Origin of the sequence: Streptococcus oralis (genome assembly GCF_901543815.1) — a bacterium.
GTDB classification, from domain to species: domain Bacteria; phylum Bacillota; class Bacilli; order Lactobacillales; family Streptococcaceae; genus Streptococcus; species Streptococcus oralis_CM.
In genome coordinates this window covers 873073-893346 of sequence record NZ_CABEIU010000002.1, presented here as the reverse complement: position 1 = coordinate 893346, position 20274 = coordinate 873073, and the positions used below count along the sequence as shown (strand labels likewise).

The 20274-nt window shown below is 39.0% G+C and carries 18 protein-coding genes and 3 pseudogenes; 5 read left to right on the top strand and 16 right to left on the bottom strand.

Annotated elements, in window-relative coordinates; genetic code table 11:
- Positions 1-38: 38 nt before the first annotated feature.
- From FQT28_RS10095 to uvrB, 6 genes and pseudogenes are all read right to left on the bottom strand, one after another.
- A pseudogene (locus FQT28_RS10095) lies at positions 39-242 on the bottom strand (DUF2971 domain-containing protein); the annotation flags it as partial.
- A gap of 78 nt (positions 243-320) precedes the next feature.
- Complete coding sequence (locus FQT28_RS10090) at positions 321-557, bottom strand: hypothetical protein (RefSeq protein ID WP_260663446.1); 237 nt, start codon at positions 555-557, stop codon at positions 321-323.
- An 818-nt stretch (positions 558-1375) separates the two neighbouring features.
- A complete protein-coding gene (locus tag FQT28_RS04505; RefSeq protein WP_143989541.1) occupies positions 1376-1879 on the bottom strand; it encodes a GNAT family N-acetyltransferase in 504 nt (167 codons plus the stop codon).
- Between the two features lie 17 nt (positions 1880-1896).
- Positions 1897-1986 (bottom strand): annotated as a pseudogene (locus tag FQT28_RS04500) (UvrB/UvrC motif-containing protein); the annotation flags it as partial.
- Positions 1987-2013: 27 nt separating this feature from the next.
- A complete protein-coding gene (locus FQT28_RS04495) occupies positions 2014-3936 on the bottom strand; it encodes a DNA/RNA helicase domain-containing protein (protein WP_143989540.1) in 1923 nt (640 codons plus the stop codon).
- 14 nt (positions 3937-3950) lie between these two features.
- The gene (gene uvrB, locus FQT28_RS04490) at positions 3951-5939 is read right to left on the bottom strand and encodes an excinuclease ABC subunit UvrB (protein ID WP_143989539.1); all 1989 of its coding nucleotides are present in this window, start codon (positions 5937-5939) and stop codon (positions 3951-3953) included.
- Between the two features lie 184 nt (positions 5940-6123).
- Here uvrB and FQT28_RS04485 point away from each other — a divergent pair, with 184 nt between their 5' ends.
- From FQT28_RS04485 to zwf, 3 genes are all read left to right on the top strand, one after another.
- Positions 6124-7572: an amino acid ABC transporter substrate-binding protein/permease gene (locus FQT28_RS04485; RefSeq protein ID WP_143989538.1), complete on the top strand. Its 1449-nt coding sequence runs from the start codon at positions 6124-6126 to the stop codon at positions 7570-7572.
- Positions 7572-8312, top strand: coding sequence for an amino acid ABC transporter ATP-binding protein (locus FQT28_RS04480; protein ID WP_001096337.1), 741 nt, complete (start codon positions 7572-7574; stop codon positions 8310-8312). Before FQT28_RS04485 ends, FQT28_RS04480 begins: the two co-directional genes overlap by 1 nt.
- 149 nt (positions 8313-8461) lie before the next feature.
- Positions 8462-9949 (top strand): glucose-6-phosphate dehydrogenase, encoded by a 1488-nt coding sequence (zwf, locus tag FQT28_RS04475; protein WP_143989537.1) that lies wholly within the window; start codon positions 8462-8464, stop codon positions 9947-9949.
- A gap of 44 nt (positions 9950-9993) precedes the next feature.
- On the opposite strand, the gene ftsY is transcribed toward zwf, so the two are convergent.
- Genes ftsY through FQT28_RS04460 form a run of 3 tightly spaced genes read right to left on the bottom strand, consistent with a single transcriptional unit; the run spans position 9994 to position 12917 of the window.
- The gene (ftsY, locus tag FQT28_RS04470; protein WP_143989536.1) at positions 9994-11304 is read right to left on the bottom strand and encodes a signal recognition particle-docking protein FtsY; all 1311 of its coding nucleotides are present in this window, start codon (positions 11302-11304) and stop codon (positions 9994-9996) included.
- A 3-nt stretch (positions 11305-11307) separates the two neighbouring features.
- The gene (locus FQT28_RS04465) at positions 11308-12126 is read right to left on the bottom strand and encodes a Cof-type HAD-IIB family hydrolase (RefSeq protein ID WP_143989535.1); all 819 of its coding nucleotides are present in this window, start codon (positions 12124-12126) and stop codon (positions 11308-11310) included.
- Entirely contained in the window at positions 12126-12917 is a 792-nt protein-coding gene (locus FQT28_RS04460; RefSeq protein WP_143989534.1) for a Cof-type HAD-IIB family hydrolase, read from the bottom strand. The genes FQT28_RS04465 and FQT28_RS04460 overlap by 1 nt, the downstream gene beginning before the upstream one ends.
- Before the next feature lie 112 nt (positions 12918-13029).
- Here FQT28_RS04460 and FQT28_RS04455 point away from each other — a divergent pair.
- Both FQT28_RS04455 and FQT28_RS04450 read left to right on the top strand, forming a co-directional pair.
- Positions 13030-13743 (top strand): annotated as a pseudogene (locus FQT28_RS04455) (IS30 family transposase); the annotation flags it as partial.
- A 50-nt stretch (positions 13744-13793) separates the two neighbouring features.
- On the top strand, positions 13794-14093 hold the full coding sequence (locus tag FQT28_RS04450) for a YbaB/EbfC family nucleoid-associated protein (RefSeq protein WP_061416779.1): 300 nt from the start codon (positions 13794-13796) through the stop codon (positions 14091-14093).
- Positions 14094-14140: 47 nt separating this feature from the next.
- Here FQT28_RS04450 and FQT28_RS04445 read toward each other — a convergent pair whose 3' ends face one another.
- The 7 genes from FQT28_RS04445 to glmU form a co-directional block, all read right to left on the bottom strand.
- Complete coding sequence (locus FQT28_RS04445; protein WP_143989533.1) at positions 14141-15904, bottom strand: glycerophosphoryl diester phosphodiesterase membrane domain-containing protein; 1764 nt, start codon at positions 15902-15904, stop codon at positions 14141-14143.
- A gap of 8 nt (positions 15905-15912) precedes the next feature.
- Positions 15913-16503, bottom strand: a complete 591-nt coding sequence (locus FQT28_RS04440; protein WP_125415188.1) for a 3'-5' exonuclease — start codon at positions 16501-16503, stop codon at positions 15913-15915.
- A gap of 81 nt (positions 16504-16584) precedes the next feature.
- Positions 16585-17079: a chromosome segregation protein RocS gene (rocS, locus tag FQT28_RS04435; protein WP_000021248.1), complete on the bottom strand. Its 495-nt coding sequence runs from the start codon at positions 17077-17079 to the stop codon at positions 16585-16587.
- Between the two features lie 75 nt (positions 17080-17154).
- On the bottom strand, positions 17155-17847 hold the full coding sequence (locus tag FQT28_RS04430) for a 5'-methylthioadenosine/adenosylhomocysteine nucleosidase (RefSeq protein ID WP_125448978.1): 693 nt from the start codon (positions 17845-17847) through the stop codon (positions 17155-17157).
- A 15-nt stretch (positions 17848-17862) separates the two neighbouring features.
- Positions 17863-18174 (bottom strand): cell wall synthase accessory phosphoprotein MacP, encoded by a 312-nt coding sequence (macP, locus tag FQT28_RS04425; protein ID WP_125415186.1) that lies wholly within the window; start codon positions 18172-18174, stop codon positions 17863-17865.
- 11 nt (positions 18175-18185) lie between these two features.
- Entirely contained in the window at positions 18186-18731 is a 546-nt protein-coding gene (locus FQT28_RS04420) for an NUDIX hydrolase (protein ID WP_125415185.1), read from the bottom strand.
- 9 nt (positions 18732-18740) lie between these two features.
- Positions 18741-20120, bottom strand: a complete 1380-nt coding sequence (gene glmU, locus FQT28_RS04415; RefSeq protein ID WP_125415184.1) for a bifunctional UDP-N-acetylglucosamine diphosphorylase/glucosamine-1-phosphate N-acetyltransferase GlmU — start codon at positions 20118-20120, stop codon at positions 18741-18743.
- Between the last annotated feature and the right edge of the window lie 154 nt (positions 20121-20274).

Below are 20274 nucleotides of genomic sequence, written 5' to 3'. Positions count from 1 at the left end.
AGATTATAATTTCTTTGAAGCTTTAATTTTTTCTCAACTCAACGATAAGAAATTTTCGAACTTTCTATCTCTATATCAGGATTGGCAAGTTTGAAATAAGGAGCAATATAGTCTGCATCCGTAACCTTTGGCCCTAGAATAACTTTTGAGTATTTCAAAGGAGCCAGATTGATGTATACAAATAAATCATATCTGCCATTATCTTTCGCGCTTAATACGATATACTTCCTAAAATCATTAATTTGGAACAGGAAATAGGACTCTCTTTCTATATTAAATGACTTTTTCGTACTTGATTTTAGATTTCATAATGAAGGGATTTATTCGTTCATGGTAATAATATACTTCATGAAGCAAATATCAAGCAAATATCCTTTTTGAATGACGATTTCTTGTTCCTGAACTTCATAATCAATAGTGATTGGAACAGGAGGATTTGGAGTAAAGGCGAAAACGACAATTACAAATAACCAGATATAGAAACTACAAAAAGCGCTACGGATTCCTTCTAAGAGATGATATCGGTTCTTAAAATAATCACAAATATTATGCGCCATAACCAAAATAACTGGTAAAAAGAGCCCTGTATTAAATACTATAGGAATAAATTGTATTCCAACTATCCCAAAAAGAAGATCAAGAATTACCAAAGGTCTCCAAAAGTGAATAAACAGAGTAAAAATTAAAAGGAAAAGCCAACTGTCCCAAAGAATGGGGGTGAATGATAAACCAAATATTGAAAGGCAAAATCGATAAGGACAAATGCTAGTAAAATCAGATAGACCATTCTAAAAAAGTTAAATGTTTCATCATGGTATATTCCTCATTTTTTCCATATGATTCTGCAATAGAACGGTTAAGCCAGCAAGGGAGAAAAAGAACAGGTAAGTTGAAATTGGAAACCAGATGTAGCGGTAATCTAAGGATAAGAGGGAAGGCAGAATACCCTTACTGTTTTTCCCACTAACCCCTATAAAAAGATGTACAATTAAACCGATACTATTAAGATAGATAAATAATTCAATAAATCTTTTTAGGGTCACCTTTGCTCTAGACGAGTCTAGAAACAAATAGTCAAATACCCTATAAACTAGACAAAAAAGATTCAGATACAAGGGAAAACTATAATTGATTTCCTTGTAGGGCAATGGAATTGGTAAGATATTAAAAATTTGATTAACACCAAATCCTATCACTAATACCAAACTAAATATAAGACAGAACCCTACTAATTTATGAGAATCTAGCCCCGATGACTTCTTATACTTCGTCTCTTTTACTTTCACAATAACTTCTCCCTATTTAAAAATATATTCTAAAACGTAATCATTTGTTCATTGTGCAATCTGAAAACCAATCACAACTGTCCTTGCATTTAACTCTCTGATTTTGTTGAACTCTTAAATACCATTCTAATTTCAATGATAGGTTTTCCAAGTTCAAGTATTTTTTCTTGGCCATCAACAGTAAAACCCATTTTTTGATAAAAAGCAATGGCTCGCTTATTTTCTTTTAATACCCATAAGAATATTTCAGAGAAATGTTCAAGAGTAGTCAGAGCTTCCGTCATTAACTTCTGAGCAATACCTTTTCCATAATAGTCTTTTAAAACATATAAAGCGATAATTTCACCAGCTTGAATAGTCTCATTACGAAAGTTTCCATAACTGATAAAACCAACTACCTTCATGCCGTCTATCGCAATCAATGTATTTTCTGGATACTTTTGACTAAAGAATCGACATCTTTCTAATGTCATTGTCTCCTGAAATTCTTCAGGCAAAAGGTCGTCATAAGCCTCTCTCCACGTTTGCCAGTGAACGAGGGATTTACCTTCTATCTCTTCAGGAGTTTCCATCTTTTTGATAGTAAGATTCATTTATTTTTCTCCTTTCACTACCCCAACGCCTTCACTTCCAGCATCATATCCCTAATCTGGGCTGCTAGTTCAAAGGCAAGCACTTCGACGGCTTCTTGCATTTGTTTTCATAAATAAAATACTATTGAAAACTATCAATTTTGATCAGGCGGAAATATTTTGAGTAAAAACTCTCTTAATTTGTCATCTTCAACGTAAACCATTTGACCGTACACAGCTCTCGTCAATAGGATATAATATGCATTTTTTACAAATTCATCAATTTGATCAACACCTTTTTTAGCAGCAGTATCGAAAGAATTATCTTTATTTACTTTTATACATTTTTCTTTCTCATCTAGATAGATATCTTTACCAATATAAATGGATGCGAAATCTATATCAAAACCATGGATATCATAAACATTTCCCACTTCTGTTGATTTGTTTGAATAATTTCTAAAATTTTCTCCATCCATACTCCATTTTAATGAATCTCCTTTGGAATTAATTTTTATGAATTCATAATCATTTGCTTTTTTTACTGGTTTACAGTACCCAGCCAAACGAAGTGATTTCTTTTCAGGAAATCTAAATTGCTTCTCTGATACATATTTCACCCATTCCTCTACATTTCTTGCAATTTTAAAATAAGCCGTTTTTCCTAATTTTTCTTTTTTAAAATAAGCCGTTTTTCCTAATTTTTCTTTATAGTCACTTATAAATTCATCATTCAAAATCTCATTAGATTCTATACCTAATAATTCTTTAATAAAAGTAACAAATTCCTTTGCAAATTTTTCAGATTTACCATTTAAAATTCTTAGTTGCGCTTCCAATATATATTCACAAATATTATCTTTATCTATTTCTTGTTCTTTTTCTTTATTTTTATCTTTATCTTTAAATATTTCTTTAATATCAATACCATCAACTTTTCTTAAGCGTTGGGAGTCATCATAAGAAATTATTAGATGTGATTTAGTAAATTTCATTTTGATATAATGTAAAACGGAAGGGTAGTCTAATTTCTTAATTTCTTCTTCAGTGTACTCTTTTTCATTTCCAGTAATGTTATTTAATTTTTTTAGAATATCCGTATCATTTTTTGCCCCTGTAGGATAAACTAATCCTTCAATTAATCTGGTTGTTCGTTGAGCCTCATCAATAATAATATAATCGTACTCAGTATTAGTTTTTGATAATTGATTAAAAGTAACAATGTCAATACCATTATCGTCTGGTTTTAATCCGTAACTTGTTAAAATCTTTTTAAATCGTATTCTATGTGTATTTTTTACAAAAACTGCAATTTTGTTTTCTTTGTTTTCTAATTTTAAACGAGCAATAAGATGTAATAATAGGACAGTTTTCCCTGTTCCAGCCCCACCTTTAATAAGATGAATGTACTTATCACTTGATTCTAAAATCTCATTTAAAATAGAATTTTGATTTTCTGTAAGTTCAAAGAATGGACTTTCCGCAAATAAACTTGAAGTTACTCGCTTTAAATTTGGTTTATCATCAATTAATTTATTTTCTTGTAAAAATTTAAGAATATTATTGATTACATCTTTTTCAACAACTTCTCTTAATGCTTGATATTTTCCAGATTCATTACCTCTATCTTTGTTTGCGAGTAATTTTCCAACGTAATCACCGTCTTTATTCATGTTTACAAAATTTAAAAAATTAAATTCTTCTATAAATGTTAAAATCAAAATTTTTTCGATATAATTTAAATTTTGAGATATATTCTCTCCATAAAAAGCTATATACTCACCATTTATAAATTCTTTAAAACGTTCATAATTTTCTTTTTTTAACTTTTCACTATGCTCTTTAGTTCTCCTACTCACATTAATAGTTTGACCTATATAATAATACCTTCTTCCATCACTTTGAATAGGGGATATATAAATATAAATCAAAGGAAAGTCAGATAGCGCTCTAAAATCTTCATCAGAAATCTCAGGAATAATTTCATCATCTAGTTTGGCCCTAACATAATTAAAATTAGGGTTCTTTTTTGGATACTGACCCCAGCATGGAAATTCATTATTTTCTGTATTTTTCATAAGTTTTCTCCTACCTAATCCAACGCCTTGACTTCCAACATCATATCACGTATCTGAGCTGCTAGTTCAAAGTCAAGCACTTCGACGGCTTCTTGCATTTGTTTTTCGAGTTTTTTGACGAGTTCTTTGCGTTCTTGTTTGTTGAGGCTATTGATATCGACTTCCTTGTCCTCTTCTCTAGCAACTGCCTTGGTCACGGCGATTAGGTCACGGATTTCTTTCTTAATTGTCTGAGGCACGATACCATGCTCTTCATTATAAGCCATCTGGATTTTCCTACGACGAGCTGTTTCATCAATAGCGCGTTGCATAGACTGAGTCATCGTGTCCGCATACATGATGACATGCCCTTCGCTGTTACGAGCAGCACGACCAATGGTCTGGATGAGGCCGCGTTCGTTACGGAGGAAACCTTCCTTGTCAGCATCGAGAATGGCAACCAAGCTTACCTCAGGCACGTCAATCCCTTCACGAAGGAGGTTAATTCCGACCAAGACATCAAAAACACCCAAGCGTAGGTCGCGGATAATCTCCGTACGTTCCAAGGTCTTGATATCCGAGTGCATGTACTTGACTTTGATACCCATTTCCTTGAAGTAGTCGGTCAAGTCTTCTGCCATCTTCTTGGTCAAGGTGGTGATAAAGGTTCGTTCGTTCTTTTCAACACGGGCATTGATTTCACCCAAGAGATCATCAATCTGTCCCATAGTCGGACGGACTTCCACTTCAGGATCCAAGAGTCCTGTTGGACGAATGATTTGCTCAATGACTGTCTCCGTCTGTTCATTTTCATAGTCACCAGGTGTCGCTGAAACGTAAACAATCTGATGTACATGGCTTTCAAACTCCTCACGACGGAGAGGTCGATTGTCCAAGGCTGACGGTAAGCGGAAACCATAATTAACCAGCATTTCCTTACGAGAGCGGTCTCCATTGTACATGCCCTTAATCTGCCCCATGGTCATGTGACTTTCATCAATCATAATCAAGAAATCATCTGGGAAGAAGTCAAGAAGCGTATAAGGAGGCTCGCCTTCGCTCCGTCCATCCATGTGACGAGAGTAGTTCTCAACTCCATTTGTATAACCCATCTCACGTAACATCTCAATATCATACTCTGTCCGCTGTTTCAAACGCTGGGCTTCTAGCAGTTTACCTTCCTTCTCAAAGACAGCTAACTGCTCTTCTAACTCTGCTTGAATTTTCGCAATAGCAACCTCCATGTGGTCGTCATTGGTCACAAAGTGAGTGGCAGGGAAAATCGCCAAATGATCCACTTCTCCCAATACCTGACCTGTCAAAGCCTCAACTTCACGGATACGGTCAATCTCATCCCCGAAAAACTCTACTCGAAAAGCGTGTTCATCACGGGAAGCTGGGAAAATCTCCACCACATCCCCACGCACGCGAAATCTTCCCCGTTGGAAATCAATATCATTGCGCTCAAACTGGATATCCACCAAGTCATTCAAGAGTTTATCACGAGAAATTTCAAGACCTGGGCGCAGACTCACGACGCTATCAGCGTATTCCTTGGGCGAACCCAAACCATAGATACAAGAGACAGAAGCCACAACGATGACATCGTTACGTTCCAGAAGTGCTGAAGTCGCTGAGTGGCGGAGCTTGTCAATCTCGTCATTGACAGAGCTGTCCTTTTCAATATAGGTATCGCTAGAAGGTACATAGGCCTCGGGCTGGTAATAGTCATAGTAGGACACAAAGTACTCAACAGCATTTTCAGGGAAAAATTCCTTAAACTCCCCATAGAGCTGACCAGCTAGGGTTTTGTTATGGGCAATGACCAAAGTAGGTTTATTGACTTTAGCAATGACCTGACTCATGGTATAGGTCTTCCCTGTACCCGTCGCCCCCATGAGGATTTGAGCCTTCTCTCCACCCTCGATATTATCGACCAACTGCTCGATTGCTTGGGGTTGGTCTCCTGATGGTTCATATTTTGACACTAGTCTAAATTTATTATCTGTAATTCGATTGATCATAATTGCCTCGCATGCCTTTTATTTCTTCTATTTTACCATAAATTAAATTCCATTAGATTCTTTATCTATTGACTTTAACAAACCCACATTCTTATGTCATATCTTCTTACATAATAATCATTAAAATTTGCCTTCTGACTTTTTTTCTGTTATAATTAAAAAATATTCAGAAAGGAGACTAAAAATGAAGAAAAAAATCCTAGCATGTTTGCTCATTTTATTTCCCATTTTCTCACTAGGAATAGCAAAAGCTGACACTGTTAAATCAAAGTATATTATTGCAAGTGATTCATCTTTTGCACCATTCGTCTTTCAAAATTCAAGCAATCAATACACTGGTATTGATATGGACCTCATCAAGGCCATTGCCAAAGACCAAGGTTTCGAAATTGAGATTACTAACCCAGGATTTGACGCAGCCATTAGTGCTGTTCAAGCAGGGCAAGCAGACGGTATCATCGCTGGTATGTCTGTTACGGACGCTCGTAAAGCTACATTTGACTTCTCAGATTCCTACTACACTGCTAATACGATTCTCGGTGTAAAAGAATCCAGTACCATTGCTTCTTATGAAGATCTCAAGGATAAGACAGTTGGTGTAAAAAACGGAACTGCCTCTCAAACGTTCCTTACTGAAAATCAAAGCAAATACGGCTACAAGATTAAAACTTTTTCAGATGGCTCATCTATGTATGACAGTCTCAACACTGGAGCTATCGATGCCGTGATGGATGATGAGCCCGTTCTCAAATATTCTATCAGTCAAGGACAAAAATTAAAAACGCCAATCGCTGGAACTCCAATCGGCGAAACAGCCTTTGCCGTTAAAAAAGGAACCAATCCTGAATTGATTCAGATGTTCAATAAGGGGCTTGCTAACCTCAAAGCAAACGGTGAATTTCAAAAAATTCTCGACAAGTATCTAGCTAGCGGAGCAACAACTACTTCTACAAGTACAGTTGACGAAACGACCATCTGGGGCTTGCTTCAAAACAACTACAAACAACTCCTTAGTGGACTTGGAATCACTCTTGCTTTAGCCCTTATTTCATTTGCGATTGCCATTGTAATTGGAATTATCTTTGGTATGTTTAGCGTTAGCCCATACAAATCTCTTCGTCTTATCTCTGAGATCTTCGTTGACGTTATTCGTGGTATTCCCTTGATGATTCTTGCAGCCTTCATCTTCTGGGGGATTCCAAACTTCATCGAGTCTATTACAGGCCAACAAAGTCCAATTAACGACTTTGTAGCTGGCACCATCGCCCTCTCACTTAATGCGGCAGCTTATATCGCTGAAATCGTTCGTGGTGGGATTCAAGCTGTTCCAGTTGGGCAAATGGAAGCCAGCAGAAGCTTGGGTATCTCTTATGGAAAAACCATGCGTAAGATTATCTTGCCACAAGCAACTAAATTGATGTTGCCAAACTTCGTTAACCAATTCGTTATTGCTCTTAAAGATACAACCATCGTATCTGCTATCGGTCTGGTGGAACTTTTCCAAACTGGTAAGATCATCATCGCCCGTAACTACCAAAGTTTCAAGATGTATGCAATCCTTGCTATCTTCTATCTTGTAATTATCACGCTTTTGACTAGACTAGCGAAACGCTTAGAAAAGAGGATTCGTTAATGGCAAAACTTAAAATTGATGTAAATGATTTGCATAAGTATTATGGAAAAAACGAAGTTTTAAAAGGCATTACTACTAAATTCTATGAAGGAGATGTTGTCTGTATTATCGGTCCTTCAGGTTCTGGTAAATCAACCTTCCTTCGCAGCCTTAACCTTCTCGAGGAGGTAACGAGCGGTCACATCACTGTGAATGGTTATGATTTGACTGAAAAATCGACCAATGTCGACCATGTTCGTGAGAACGTGGGAATGGTCTTCCAACACTTCAATCTCTTTCCTCACATGTCCGTCCTAGAAAATATCACTTTTGCACCTATTGAACACAAACGGATGACCAAAGAAGAAGCTGAAAAATTGGGGATGGAGTTGCTTGAAAAGGTTGGACTAGCAGATAAAGCTAATGCCAACCCAGATAGCCTTTCAGGTGGTCAGAAACAGCGTGTAGCTATCGCACGTGGACTTGCCATGAATCCTGATATCATGCTCTTTGATGAGCCAACTTCTGCTCTTGACCCTGAAATGGTTGGAGATGTACTGAATGTTATGAAGGAATTGGCGGAACAAGGCATGACCATGATTATCGTAACCCATGAGATGGGATTTGCACGTCAGGTGGCCAACCGCGTTATCTTTACAGCTGATGGAGAATTTCTGGAAGATGGGACACCTGATCAAATCTTTGATAACCCGCAACACCCTCGTCTGAAAGAGTTCTTGGACAAGGTCTTAAACGTATAAAACAAAACTGTAGGGTTCTCCTTACAGTTTTTTTATTGCGTATTGGATTTTTTGATTTTTTTGAAAATTATGATAAAATAAAAACTATGATAATGAGGAAATCTCATCCCTAGTCCAACTAGGAAAAAATATAGAAATTAGGTAGCTAGATGTCATCAAAGGTTATTGTTACAATTTTCGGTGCGAGTGGAGATTTAGCTAAACGCAAACTCTACCCTTCCCTTTTCAGACTCTATAAATCAGGCAATCTCTCTGAGCATTTTGCTGTTATCGGAACAGCTCGTAGACCTTGGAGTAAGGAATATTTTGAATCTGTAGTTGTCGAGTCCATCCTTGATTTGGCAGATAGTACCGAGCAAGCTCAAGAATTTGCTAGCCACTTCTACTATCAAAGCCATGATGTGAATGATACGGAGCATTACATTGCTTTGCGCCAATTACAAGCTGAGCTCAACGAAAAATACCAAGCTGAACACAATAAGCTCTTCTTCTTGTCTATGGCACCTCAGTTCTTCGGAACCATTGCCAAGCACCTCAAATCTGAAAACATTGTTGATGGTAAAGGTTTTGAGCGCTTGATCGTTGAGAAACCATTTGGTACAGACTACGAAACAGCTAGCAAACTCAATGAAGATCTCCTTGCTGCCTTTGATGAGGAGCAAATCTACCGTATTGACCATTACCTAGGTAAAGAAATGATTCAGAGTATCTTTGCCGTTCGTTTTGCTAACATGATCTTTGAGAATGTTTGGAACCGTGAGCACATTGATAATGTACAGATTACCTTTGCGGAACGCTTGGGAGTTGAGGAACGTGGTGGCTACTATGATGAATCTGGTGCCCTCCGTGACATGGTTCAAAACCACACTCTCCAGCTTTTATCACTTTTAGCCATGGACAAACCAGCTAGCTTTACAAAAGATGAGATTCGTGCTGAAAAGATTAAGGTCTTTAAAAACCTCTATCATCCAACTGAGGAAGAATTGAAAGAACAGTTTATCCGTGGTCAATATCGCTCTGGTAAAATCGATGGCATGAAATACATTTCTTATCGTAGCGAGCCAAATGTCGATCCTGAATCTACAACAGAAACCTTTGCATCTGGTGCCTTCTTTGTAGACAGCGATCGCTTCCGTGGTGTTCCCTTCTTCTTCCGTACAGGGAAACGTCTGACTGAAAAAGGAACTCATGTCAATATCGTCTTTAAGCAAATGGACTCTATCTTTGGAGAGCCATTGGCACCAAATATCTTGACCATCTATATTCAACCAACTGAAGGATTCTCTCTCAGCCTCAATGGTAAACAAGTCGGTGAAGAGTTTAACCTGGCTCCAAGCTCTCTGGATTACCGTACAGATGCTACTGCTACTGGAGCCTCACCAGATCCATACGAGAAATTAATCTACGATGTCTTGAACAACAACTCAACCAATTTTAGCCACTGGGATGAAGTAAGTGCTTCTTGGAAATTGATTGACCGTATCGAAGAGCTCTGGGCTGAAAACGGAGCTCCACTCTACGATTATAAAGCTGGAAGCATGGGGCCACAAGCTAGCTTTGATTTACTTGAAAAGTATGGAGCCAAATGGACTTGGCAACCAGATATCGCCTATCGTGAAGATGGCCGTTTAGAATAGCAAAAATATCCTGCAAGATTGACTTGCAGGATATTTATTTTGTATTAAATCAAACCTTCTAAGAGACCTTTCATAAAGTTTTCGGAGTTAAATTCCCCGATATCATCGATTTTTTCACCGAAACCAATCAATTTTACAGGGATATTGAGTTCTTCGCGGATGGCTAGTACAACACCACCTCGGGCAGTTCCGTCAATCTTAGTCAATACAATACCGGTAACAGGGGTAATTTTCGAAAATTCTTTAGCTTGTACCAAGGCATTCTGTCCAGTTGAAGCATCGAGTGCCAGGAAAGTTTCATGTGGCGCCTCTGGAACGACACGCTTGATAATACGGCCAATCTTTTCCAACTCGGCCATAAGGTTGTCCTTGTTTTGCAGACGACCTGCTGTATCAATCATGAGAATATCAATCCCTTCAGCTACAGCACGTTCCATCCCATCAAAGACGACGCTAGCTGGATCAGCCTTTTCAGGTCCTGTCACAACGGGAACATCCACACGACGGCCCCATTCAGCTAGCTGGGCCACTGCCCCTGCACGGAAGGTATCTGCAGCAACCAGCATGACTTTCTTGCCAGCTTGTTTGTAGCGATGAGCCAATTTCCCGATAGAAGTTGTCTTCCCAACACCGTTAACACCGACAAAGAGCATCACGGTCAAACCATCTTGGAAATGGATTTGTTCATCGTAGTTGCCATCTTTCTCATAGAGCTCAACTAATTTCTCGATAATGACACGACGGAGTGCGTCCGGTTTCTTAGCGTTTTCAAGTTTAGCTTCATAACGTAGCTCTTCTGTTAAGTTTGAAGCGACCTGTACACCGACATCACTCATGATGAGCAGTTCTTCCAATTCCTCGAAGAATTCTTCATCGACAGAACGGAAGTTGGCAAAGAAGGCATTCAAACGAGCACCGAATCCCGTACGAGTTTTCTTGAGACTGCGGTCATATTTTTCCTGTACGGTTTCTTCAACCTGAGGAAGTTCTTCTTCTACTACTTCAGTAGCTAACCCTTCTTCGAACTCTACAGTTTCTTGGTTCTCTTCTTTTAGAGCTTCTACCGTCTCTTGGAATTGTTCCAATTCATCAGATTCTAGCTCAAGATCTTCCTGAGCAGTTTCTTCGACTGGTTCTGGTTCAATCACTTCTTCTAACGAGATCTGAGGGGTTTCTTCTTGAGCAGGTGTTTCTTCCACTTTGTCTCTTGCTGTCTCTTCCTGAGAAGTTTCTTCGTCTGCCGTTTGGTTTTCTTCAACCTCTTCTGACAAATCAAGATTTTCCAGAGCTTCTTTTACGATATCTTCGATTTTCGGCTCTTCTTTTTTTCCGAATAGACGGTCAAATAATCCCATATTTTAGTTCTCCTTTAGCACGTATTCTTCGATAGCCCAGGCAACGGCTTCCTCGTCGTTGGTCATCGGGGTAATGACATTAGCAACTGCCTTAACTGCTGGAACTGCATTTTGCATGGCAACTCCCAGACCTGCCCACTCAATCATGGAAAGGTCATTGGCCTCGTCCCCACAAGCCATGACTTGACTTTGATCGATTCCCAAGTATCTAATTAATTTCGCTAAACCTGTTGCCTTGTGGACATTTTTCGGTGACCATTCCAATAAGAGTTCACGCGATTTGAAGATTTCGTATTGGTCAAACAATTCTGGAGAAATCTGTTGAATCGCTTCATCCAAAGGTTCTTGGGCAAAGGCAGTCACACATTTATTATACGTCATATGACTAGATAGATCCTCAAAAGCGACAGGTACGAAGGTCAGGGCTGGGTTGAACTTAGCATAGAGACTTTCTTGGTCCGACTGGATTTGATAGACTGTACCTTCTGAAATGGCATCTAACGGTAATCCCAGTTTTTCAGTTTCCTCGTATAATCGTGCCACATCGTCGATTGAAAAGACGGTTTTATCGAGAATCTCTCCCGTGTTTTTCTGCACTAGACCACCATTAAAGGTGATGGTGTACTCGTCCTCCTGACCGTCAGTCCCTAGCTCATGGAGAAAGAAATCCATAGCCTTTAGAGGACGCCCTGTTGTCAGTACGATCTTGATGCCACGATCACGCGCAGCTTTGAGGACTTCCTTGGTACGATCTGTCAGCTTTTTATCCGTTGTCAGCAAAGTGCCATCCAAATCAAGTGCAATTAATTTAATATCCGCCATTACAAGCCCTCCATATAAGCCATCACTGACTGGTCCTTATGGTGGCCAATCACTGCTTCTGCTAATTCTAAAATCTCTGGTCGCGCGTTTTCGGGAGCAATTGGATGCCCTACAACCTGCATCATGTGAAGGTCATTGAGATTATCTCCAAACGCCATAACCTGATCCATGCTAAGCCCAAGTTTTTTTGCCAGCTCAACAATGGCCACACCCTTATCAACATAGTCCAAGACAATATCGATGGATTCAAAACCTGTTGTCATGGCTTTCACACCAGAAACATTTTCGTTGACCCAGGCCTCTCCAGCTTCTATCGTTTCTTCAGTAAAGTTCGTAGTAAATTTAAAAATCTCATCCGTGATATCTTCCAAACTCGCTACTTTTTGAATATTTTCATTGTAGTGACGGCTAAACATGAGATAAGTCTCATCCACAGTGTCCAAAACATAACAAGCTTTTTTCCCAGTCAGCAGCATTTTTCTTTCATCAAAATAAGGTGATTTCTTTAAAGCTTCAAAAGTGCTCAAGTAAAAATCCCGAGACATAGTAGCCTCGTACATATCCTCTCCATGAAACTCAACATAGCTCCCATTTTCAGCTATAAAAATCACTTCATCACGTACATCCGCAAATAGCTTTTTCAGGGACAAGATACCGCGACCCGAAGCCACAGCAAAATAAATCCCCTTTTCCTTGTAGGAAACAAGTAAGTTTTTGAGGCGTTCCATATCAAACCGCCCCTCTCCATCTAGAAAGGTTCCGTCCATATCAGTTGCTACAAGTTTAATCATAAAATCCTTCATACTCCAATTGATAAATCTATCTTCTATTATACCATAGATAAACTAAAAAAAGGACTAGTACAGAAGGATTGGTTACTTGTATTACAGTGCTTTTTCGGTAAAGATACTCCACTATCATAATCAAAAGTTGTCTCCTGAAATGATGTTCAAAGCTAAGGGAGTTAACGTAGGAATTTCTACCATCTACTGCTGGATTCATCATGGAAAATTAGGACTAACCAAACAGAACCTTCTTTATCCTAGAAAAGGAAAAACTGTCAAGAAACAAGCTAGTCCCAACTTTAAACCTGCTGGTCAATCCATTGAACAGCGTCCCAAGGCTATCAATCTTCGATTGGAGAATGGACATTATGAGATTGATACGGTCCTACTTACAAGAGCAAAAACCACTGTCTACTGGCCTTGACGGATCAAAGGAGCAGACACCAAATCATTCGATCAATTCCAAATAAAATCGCTGAGTCTGTCAATCAGGCTCTAAAACTCATCTTAAGACAACACAAGATTCTTTTCCATCACGGCAGATAATGGAGCTGAATTCAACCGCTTATCTGATGTGTTTTCTAAGGAGCATATCTACTATGCACACCCCTATGCCTCTCGGGAAAGGGGAACCAATGAGAATCACAACAGGCTCATTCGTAGATGGTTACATAAAGGAACCAAGAAAACGACTCCTAAAGAAGTCGCCTTCATCGAAAATTGGATCAACAACTATCCTAAAAAATGCTTGGACTACAAGTCTCCCAGAGAAGACTGCTTGCTGGCTAACTTGAAATTTAGCTTTAAACTAATAATAGACTTTTACCCCTAAAATTGATAAAATAAAAAAGAAAATAATAGAAAAGGAAACTGTAAATCGCTATGATGAACATGCAAAACATGATGCGCCAAGCACAAAAACTTCAAAAACAAATGGAACAAAGTCAAGCAGAACTCGCTGCTATGCAATTTGTTGGAAAATCTGCTCAAGACCTTGTTCAAGCAACTTTAACTGGAGACAAAAAGGTGGTCAGCATTGACTTTAACCCAGCGGTTGTAGATCCAGAAGACCTAGAAACCTTGTCTGATATGACTGTTCAAGCCATCAACGCTGCTCTAGAACAAATCGACGAAACGACTAAGAAAAAACTAGGTGCTTTCGCTGGAAAATTACCATTCTAATCACCTACAGAAAAAGGAGGAAGGTTCACTTCTCCTTTTTTTCTCTGTTAGAAATTAAAGAACTCCGTAGCTTTTTTCAAAAGGAGATCGGTGTATTCTGGATCTTCCTGAGCTGCTGCTAAAGTCTCTTGTAGCATTTCCATGTCATCTGTAATCATCCCATCCACTGACAACTGCAACGATTTATCAAGTGCGTCAGAGCTATTGATGGTCCATACGTAAAGCTTTTGTTCCGTATACCAAAGTTTAGTAACAAAATATTCATCCAATGTTGAATACTCCATGGTATAGCCAGTTGCCTTGGTTTTTGGGAAAATACTATTATAAGGCAAGATGAAATAAGCTGGAATAGTCGAATCATATTTCAAAACTTGGTCAATCACATGATAGTCTAGTGATTGCATCTGATGACCATACTGCTTGATAATCGTTCCATACTTCTCTAGAAAACGTTCCATCATTTGTGGACTGTCTTTTTTACTGGTTTTAATTTCAATCAACAATCTTTGATGAAGTTCATTCGCGCGATTGAGATAGTCATCAAAACTAGATATCTTGGTTCGATAGCCATTTTCAGAAATATCTAACCCTGTCAACTCCTCTAGGGTCAAGTCTTGAGGTCTGGCATTGATACCTGCTAAGTTCTTAAGATTGGCGTCATGCATCATCACAAACTGACCATCTTTGGTCTCCTGTACATCCATTTCAATCAAATCTGGCTTCAGTTGCGCTGTTTTTTCCAAAGACTGTACAGTGTTTTGTACACCATTTTTATTGCTTACTCCCCTATGTGAAATCACTAAAGGCGTGTTGGTATCAGGAGCTTCCAGATAGATATAACCTTCCAGCGCAAAAAAGATACTAGCGCAGCCCATAACTCCCCATCTCATCAAATGGTCCTTTTTTCTTCTTGGCATAATCTCTAGCTCCTCTCCTGTCAAAAAGGAGACAAACTTAACAAGAAAATAGGTCAACGCCATATAGTGGATGTTTTTTATCAAGACAAAGTTGATAACTCCAAGAATCAGTGATTCTTTCTGTGTTAAATTGTCAATTACAATCTGTCCTATTAGCAAGGGAGTCAAGAGGAGGAAGAAAAAGAGATAGGTTTTAATAATAATGAGTAGCAAGTTCCAAGCATAAAAGAGAACTTGTTTTTTTGTCTTTTGTAGGCTATATTTTACTCCTTCTCTCACAGTCCTCTTTTCAAAGAGAATCTTCGGAAGGGCAAACATGAGTCGGACAGACACATAGAGCAAAATCCAAGCAGAGGCAAAAATCATCAAGCCCACTAGCCAGTACTTGTCTTCCAGATAAGTCACAATAAAGTCTGGAATGACGATTTTATTCAAGTAATAAATTTTTAGAATTTTCCTTATAAAAGGAAAGAGCATGGCCACATAGAAAAAAACAAAGGCCATCTTACAGAAGCTCAAGCGTTTCACAAATAGAAAACTCTGGTGAAATACTTTGCGACTGTACTCAATCAAGGTTCTCTTTTCGTGGTAGAGAAGGTGACGCGCCCCAATAAAGAGGAGGCAAATCTGGAAATAGGCCACCAAAAGATTGATTACAATCAAGACGAGAAAGGCCAGACTGATTAATGGCGAACTCGTGATAATGGCAAAAATATTATTGTAAGAAATAAACAAATAGCCCGTCTGGCTGAGTAAAAGACCAGCAAGAAACGAATTGAGAGGTAACCACAAATACTCCACCATCATGAAAATTAAGAAAAAGAGGAAGAGAACTTTATCTAGGTTGAGGTAAATTTTCCTAAAACCTAGTTTTTTAGGTTTTTCAGGTTTCATAGGCACTCCTAGTCTAGAAATTGAGATAAATCTAACCCGCCAAAGGGATTCATAGATAGATTACTCTGTTCTTCTAACAATAGTTTTCCTTCATCCGACTCCAAAAAGGCTTCATAAACACGCGCCGTCATGCGGGCATCTTCTAAACTATTATGCGATTGACCTTTAAACCCTAAAAAGTTCGCAACAGTTTGCAGTTTGAGATTAGCTATGCCGTGTAGGTCAGAACTACGACGTTCAAAAGCCTCATCATATAGGTCGACCTTGTACTGGTCACGATAGTCCAAGCCATGCTCCAAGAGAATAGGTAAATCACTCTTGGCTGCATTGTAGCCAACGATAGGTGAATTGCCAACAAATGCCTGAAAGTCCTGTAAAACTTGTTCTACTTTTGGCGCATCTTTCAAGGTTTCAGCTGTAATTCCTGTCAAACCATTAATAAAACTCTTTAAAGGCACGCTGGTATGGACATAAGAATCAAAGGCACCTATCTCTTGACCATCTTGAAAACGAACTGCTGATACCTGAATTAAATGGGTAACCCCTTCGTGTTGATTAAATTCTAAGTCAAAGGCGATATAGTCTCTTAATTTTTCCATCTTTTACCTCAATTCCGACTCAATTTAAACTATAAATAAGAAAAGAAGCTATTAGGTTAGTGAATAACCCAAACAGCTTCTTTATTTTCCTCCAAATAGGCGAGCAAAAAAGCCTTTTTTGGTTGCTTGGACTTCTTCTTTTGCTTGGTCCAACTCGAGTTTCAAGGTTTCTTGATCCTTCATGGCTTGAAGAGTTAACTGTTGCTGTTGGTCCAATTGTTTGTCCTTTTCTGCAATCTGGCGGTCTTTGATGCGCATCTGCTCATCTTTTTCTGCCAGTTGCTGGTCCTTGGCCTTGAGTTGCTCGTACAAACGAAGAATTTCAGCGTTTTTCTCATCGACCAAGATTTCCATCAGTTCGCGTTGTTTGACATCATCACTGACTGGTTCATCTTCAAAAATCGTTTTTTTATAGATTTCTTCTAGCTTGATCAAGCCACTTCGAGTAACTACTGTTACACCTTTGTCATTTTTTTTCGTGTCCTCTTCTGGAAGTTCTTTGACACGATTGTTGATTGCCTGACGAGATAGTCCTAAGACCTCTGCAATCTCGCTGACGGTCATTTCAATACTCATAATATCCTCTGAAACTTTTCTAGCTTTTCTTTATTTAAATCTTATCATAAGCTAGATAAACTGTCAAATTTCCGCTTAATCCAAGGCCTTTAAAAAGGCTAGTAAGACTTGGGCAGAACGATGTCCAGCTTCGATAATAAACTCATCAAAAGAGATAGAGGCTTCGTGATTGGCATTGTCACTCATAGCGCGAATGACTAGAAAAGGTAGGTCAAGAGCCTGAGCCGCCTGAGCAATGGCTGCTCCTTCCATTTCAACTGCTAAAACATCTGGAAAGTGGGACTGGATAGTAGCAATCTTATCTTCTCCAGCTATAAAACTGTCCCCTGTAGCAATCAAGCCTAGGTGCCATGTCTGTTCTAACTGAGATAAGTTTTCTTTAATCCTAGCGATAAACTTCTGATCTGACTCAAAGTAAAGAGGTTGACCAGCCATCTGACCATAAGCATAGCCAAAAGCAGTCACATCCACATCATGGTAAGCCAACTTATCCGCAATCACTACATCTCCAACGGCAATCCCTTCTGCAAGTGCACCTGCTGATCCTGTATTAATAATGGCTTCTACTTGGAAATGATCAGCTAACACCGCTACACTCATAGCCGACATGACCTTTCCAATCCCACTCTGAACTAGGACAACTTCTGTATTGCCAATAGTGCCAGTGTAGTAGGTATTTCCCATGACTTGGACTTCTTGATGTTTGTCCAAATTCTGAGTCAAATGTATCAGCTCTTCTGGCATGGCAGCAATGATTCCAATTTTCATTTCATTTCCTTTCAATTACAAGAGTTTCATTGCCAAAACTAGCAAAATCAAAAGTAGGATGACTGCAAACAAGATGCGATTGAGTTTCGAATTAAAAACATTTCTCTTGGTGTTCTCAATACGACGGCTCTTATGAATCGTTGGCTCTACTTCGATTGTAAGTGTATCTTGACTAAAACCATGATCTCTAGAACGTGAATAACCAAAATTTTGTGAAGCTGTTGGTAGGATCTTTGTTTCCTCATCATCTTGAAGAGGTGCTCCTGAGATTTTCTCACCTCGGTTGGCACGTTCAATCATTTCGTCTGTTAATAAAGGTTTTCCCATGGGTTTCTCCTCTATTTCTTTTGTAGTTCCCAGTACTGGATTGCCATGATAGTCTTAGCATCACAGATATGACCTGACTGGATCAGGTTCTTGGCTTCCTCTAGACTGACTTCTAAAACTTCCAAGGTTTCATCATCATCTTGTGGACGAGGATTTTCCACCTTGACCAAATCACTAGCAAGGTAGAGTTTTAGTTTTTCATTACAAAATCCAATCGCAGAATAGAAATCGTACAACAGTTCTAACTTAGCTGTGTAGGCAACCTCTTCTTCCAATTCTCTAAGAGCCGCTGCCATTGGATCAGCATTTTCACCAAGTTCTAGTTTACCAGCAGGAATCTCATAAGAAACCGCCTCGATAGCCTTTCGGTATTGCTTAACGAGAACGATTTTGTCCTCCACTGTCACAGCTAGTACACAAACAGCTCCATTGTGAAAAATCAAGTCACGTTGGGCAGTACCCTTTCCTTCTGGTAGTTCCACCTGGTCTTGTACTAGTTTGAAAATAGGACCTTGATAGATTTCCTTTCGGTGAATCGTTTTTTCTTCAAATTCCATGACAGACTCCTACTGGTTCTTTGGATGATGAGGGAGGCGAGTCGCATATTCATCTTTGTTGACCTGACGTCCACGGCCGATAGCAATAGCATCAGCAGGAACATTCTTGGTAATGGTTGAACCCGCTCCAACCAGAGAATTATCCCCAAGTTCTACAGGAGCAATAATGGTTGAGTTTGAGCCAACAAAGACATTGTTACCAATGACAGTTTTGTACTTATTTTTCCCGTCGTAGTTGACTGTAATCGTACCTGCACCAAAGTTAACATGGCTACCCACTTCACAGTTTCCGATATAGGTCAAATGACCCGCCTTGGTATTTTCACCGATTGAAGAGCCTTTAACTTCAACAAAGTTTCCAATGTGAACTTGAGTACCAAGACTTGAACCTGGACGAATGTGTGCATAGGGGCCGACTGTCACACCGTCCGCAACACTACTTTCCTCAATCATAGAGTTGGTAATGACAGCTCCTGCTCCGATAGTGCTATCCACGATATAAGTTCCATTTGTTAAAATAGTCTCCGCACCAATCTTCGTTTGACCTTTCAAGGTAACGTTGGCTTCGATTTGGACTTCAGGAGCAATCTCGACATCAATGTCGATGTAAGTTGCATCTGGATTAACAAAGCTGACACCATTGACCATATGTTTTTGATTGATACGGCGGCGCATCACTGCTTCCGCAGTCGCAAGAGCTACACGGTCATTTACTCCAAGACTTTCATCAAAATCCTTGAGAGTATAAGCGCCAACCTTCTCACCCGCATTACGGAAAATACCAATCACGTCAGTAATATAGTACTCACCTTGGGCATTGTTAGTGTTGATGTTTTTAAGGGCTTCAAAAAGGCGTTCATTGTCAAATACGTAAGTTCCAGTATTGATTTCCTTGATTTGTTTTTCAAAATCAGTGGCATCTTTCTGCTCGACAATGCGAAGAACTTCAGCATTATCGTTGCGGACAATTCGACCGTATCCAAAAGGATCTGCCGCTTCAGCTGTTAAAATAGTCGCCACATTTTTGTGATTGATATGGAAATCCAAGAGATTTTTCAAGCTTTCACCTGTAATCAGAGGAGTATCTCCAGCGATAACCAAGGTGTGTCCAGAACGATTTTGGAGAATGGGCTCTGCCATCATGACAGCATGCCCTGTTCCTAGTTGTTCTGATTGGGTAACAAAGTCTGTCTGACCAGCCAAGACTTGCTCAACTAGCTCAGCCTTGTGACCAACTACAGTAACTGTTTTTTCAGGTTGAATAGCACCAACACTACGAAAAACGTGTTCCAACATCGAAATTCCTGCTACTTTATGAAGTACTTTGGGAAGATCTGATTTCATGCGAGTACCTTTACCCGCTGCTAAAATAATGGCATAATTTGACATACTATTCTCTTTTCTGTAAAAATTCCCTTATATTATACCATAATTTTACTTTTAAAGAACAAACAAACAGGTGCTTTCCTGAAAATCTCCCCTACTTGTCTACATTTCTAAACTGTTTCCTTTGATTTTTTTAAATTTTTACGATAAACTAAAT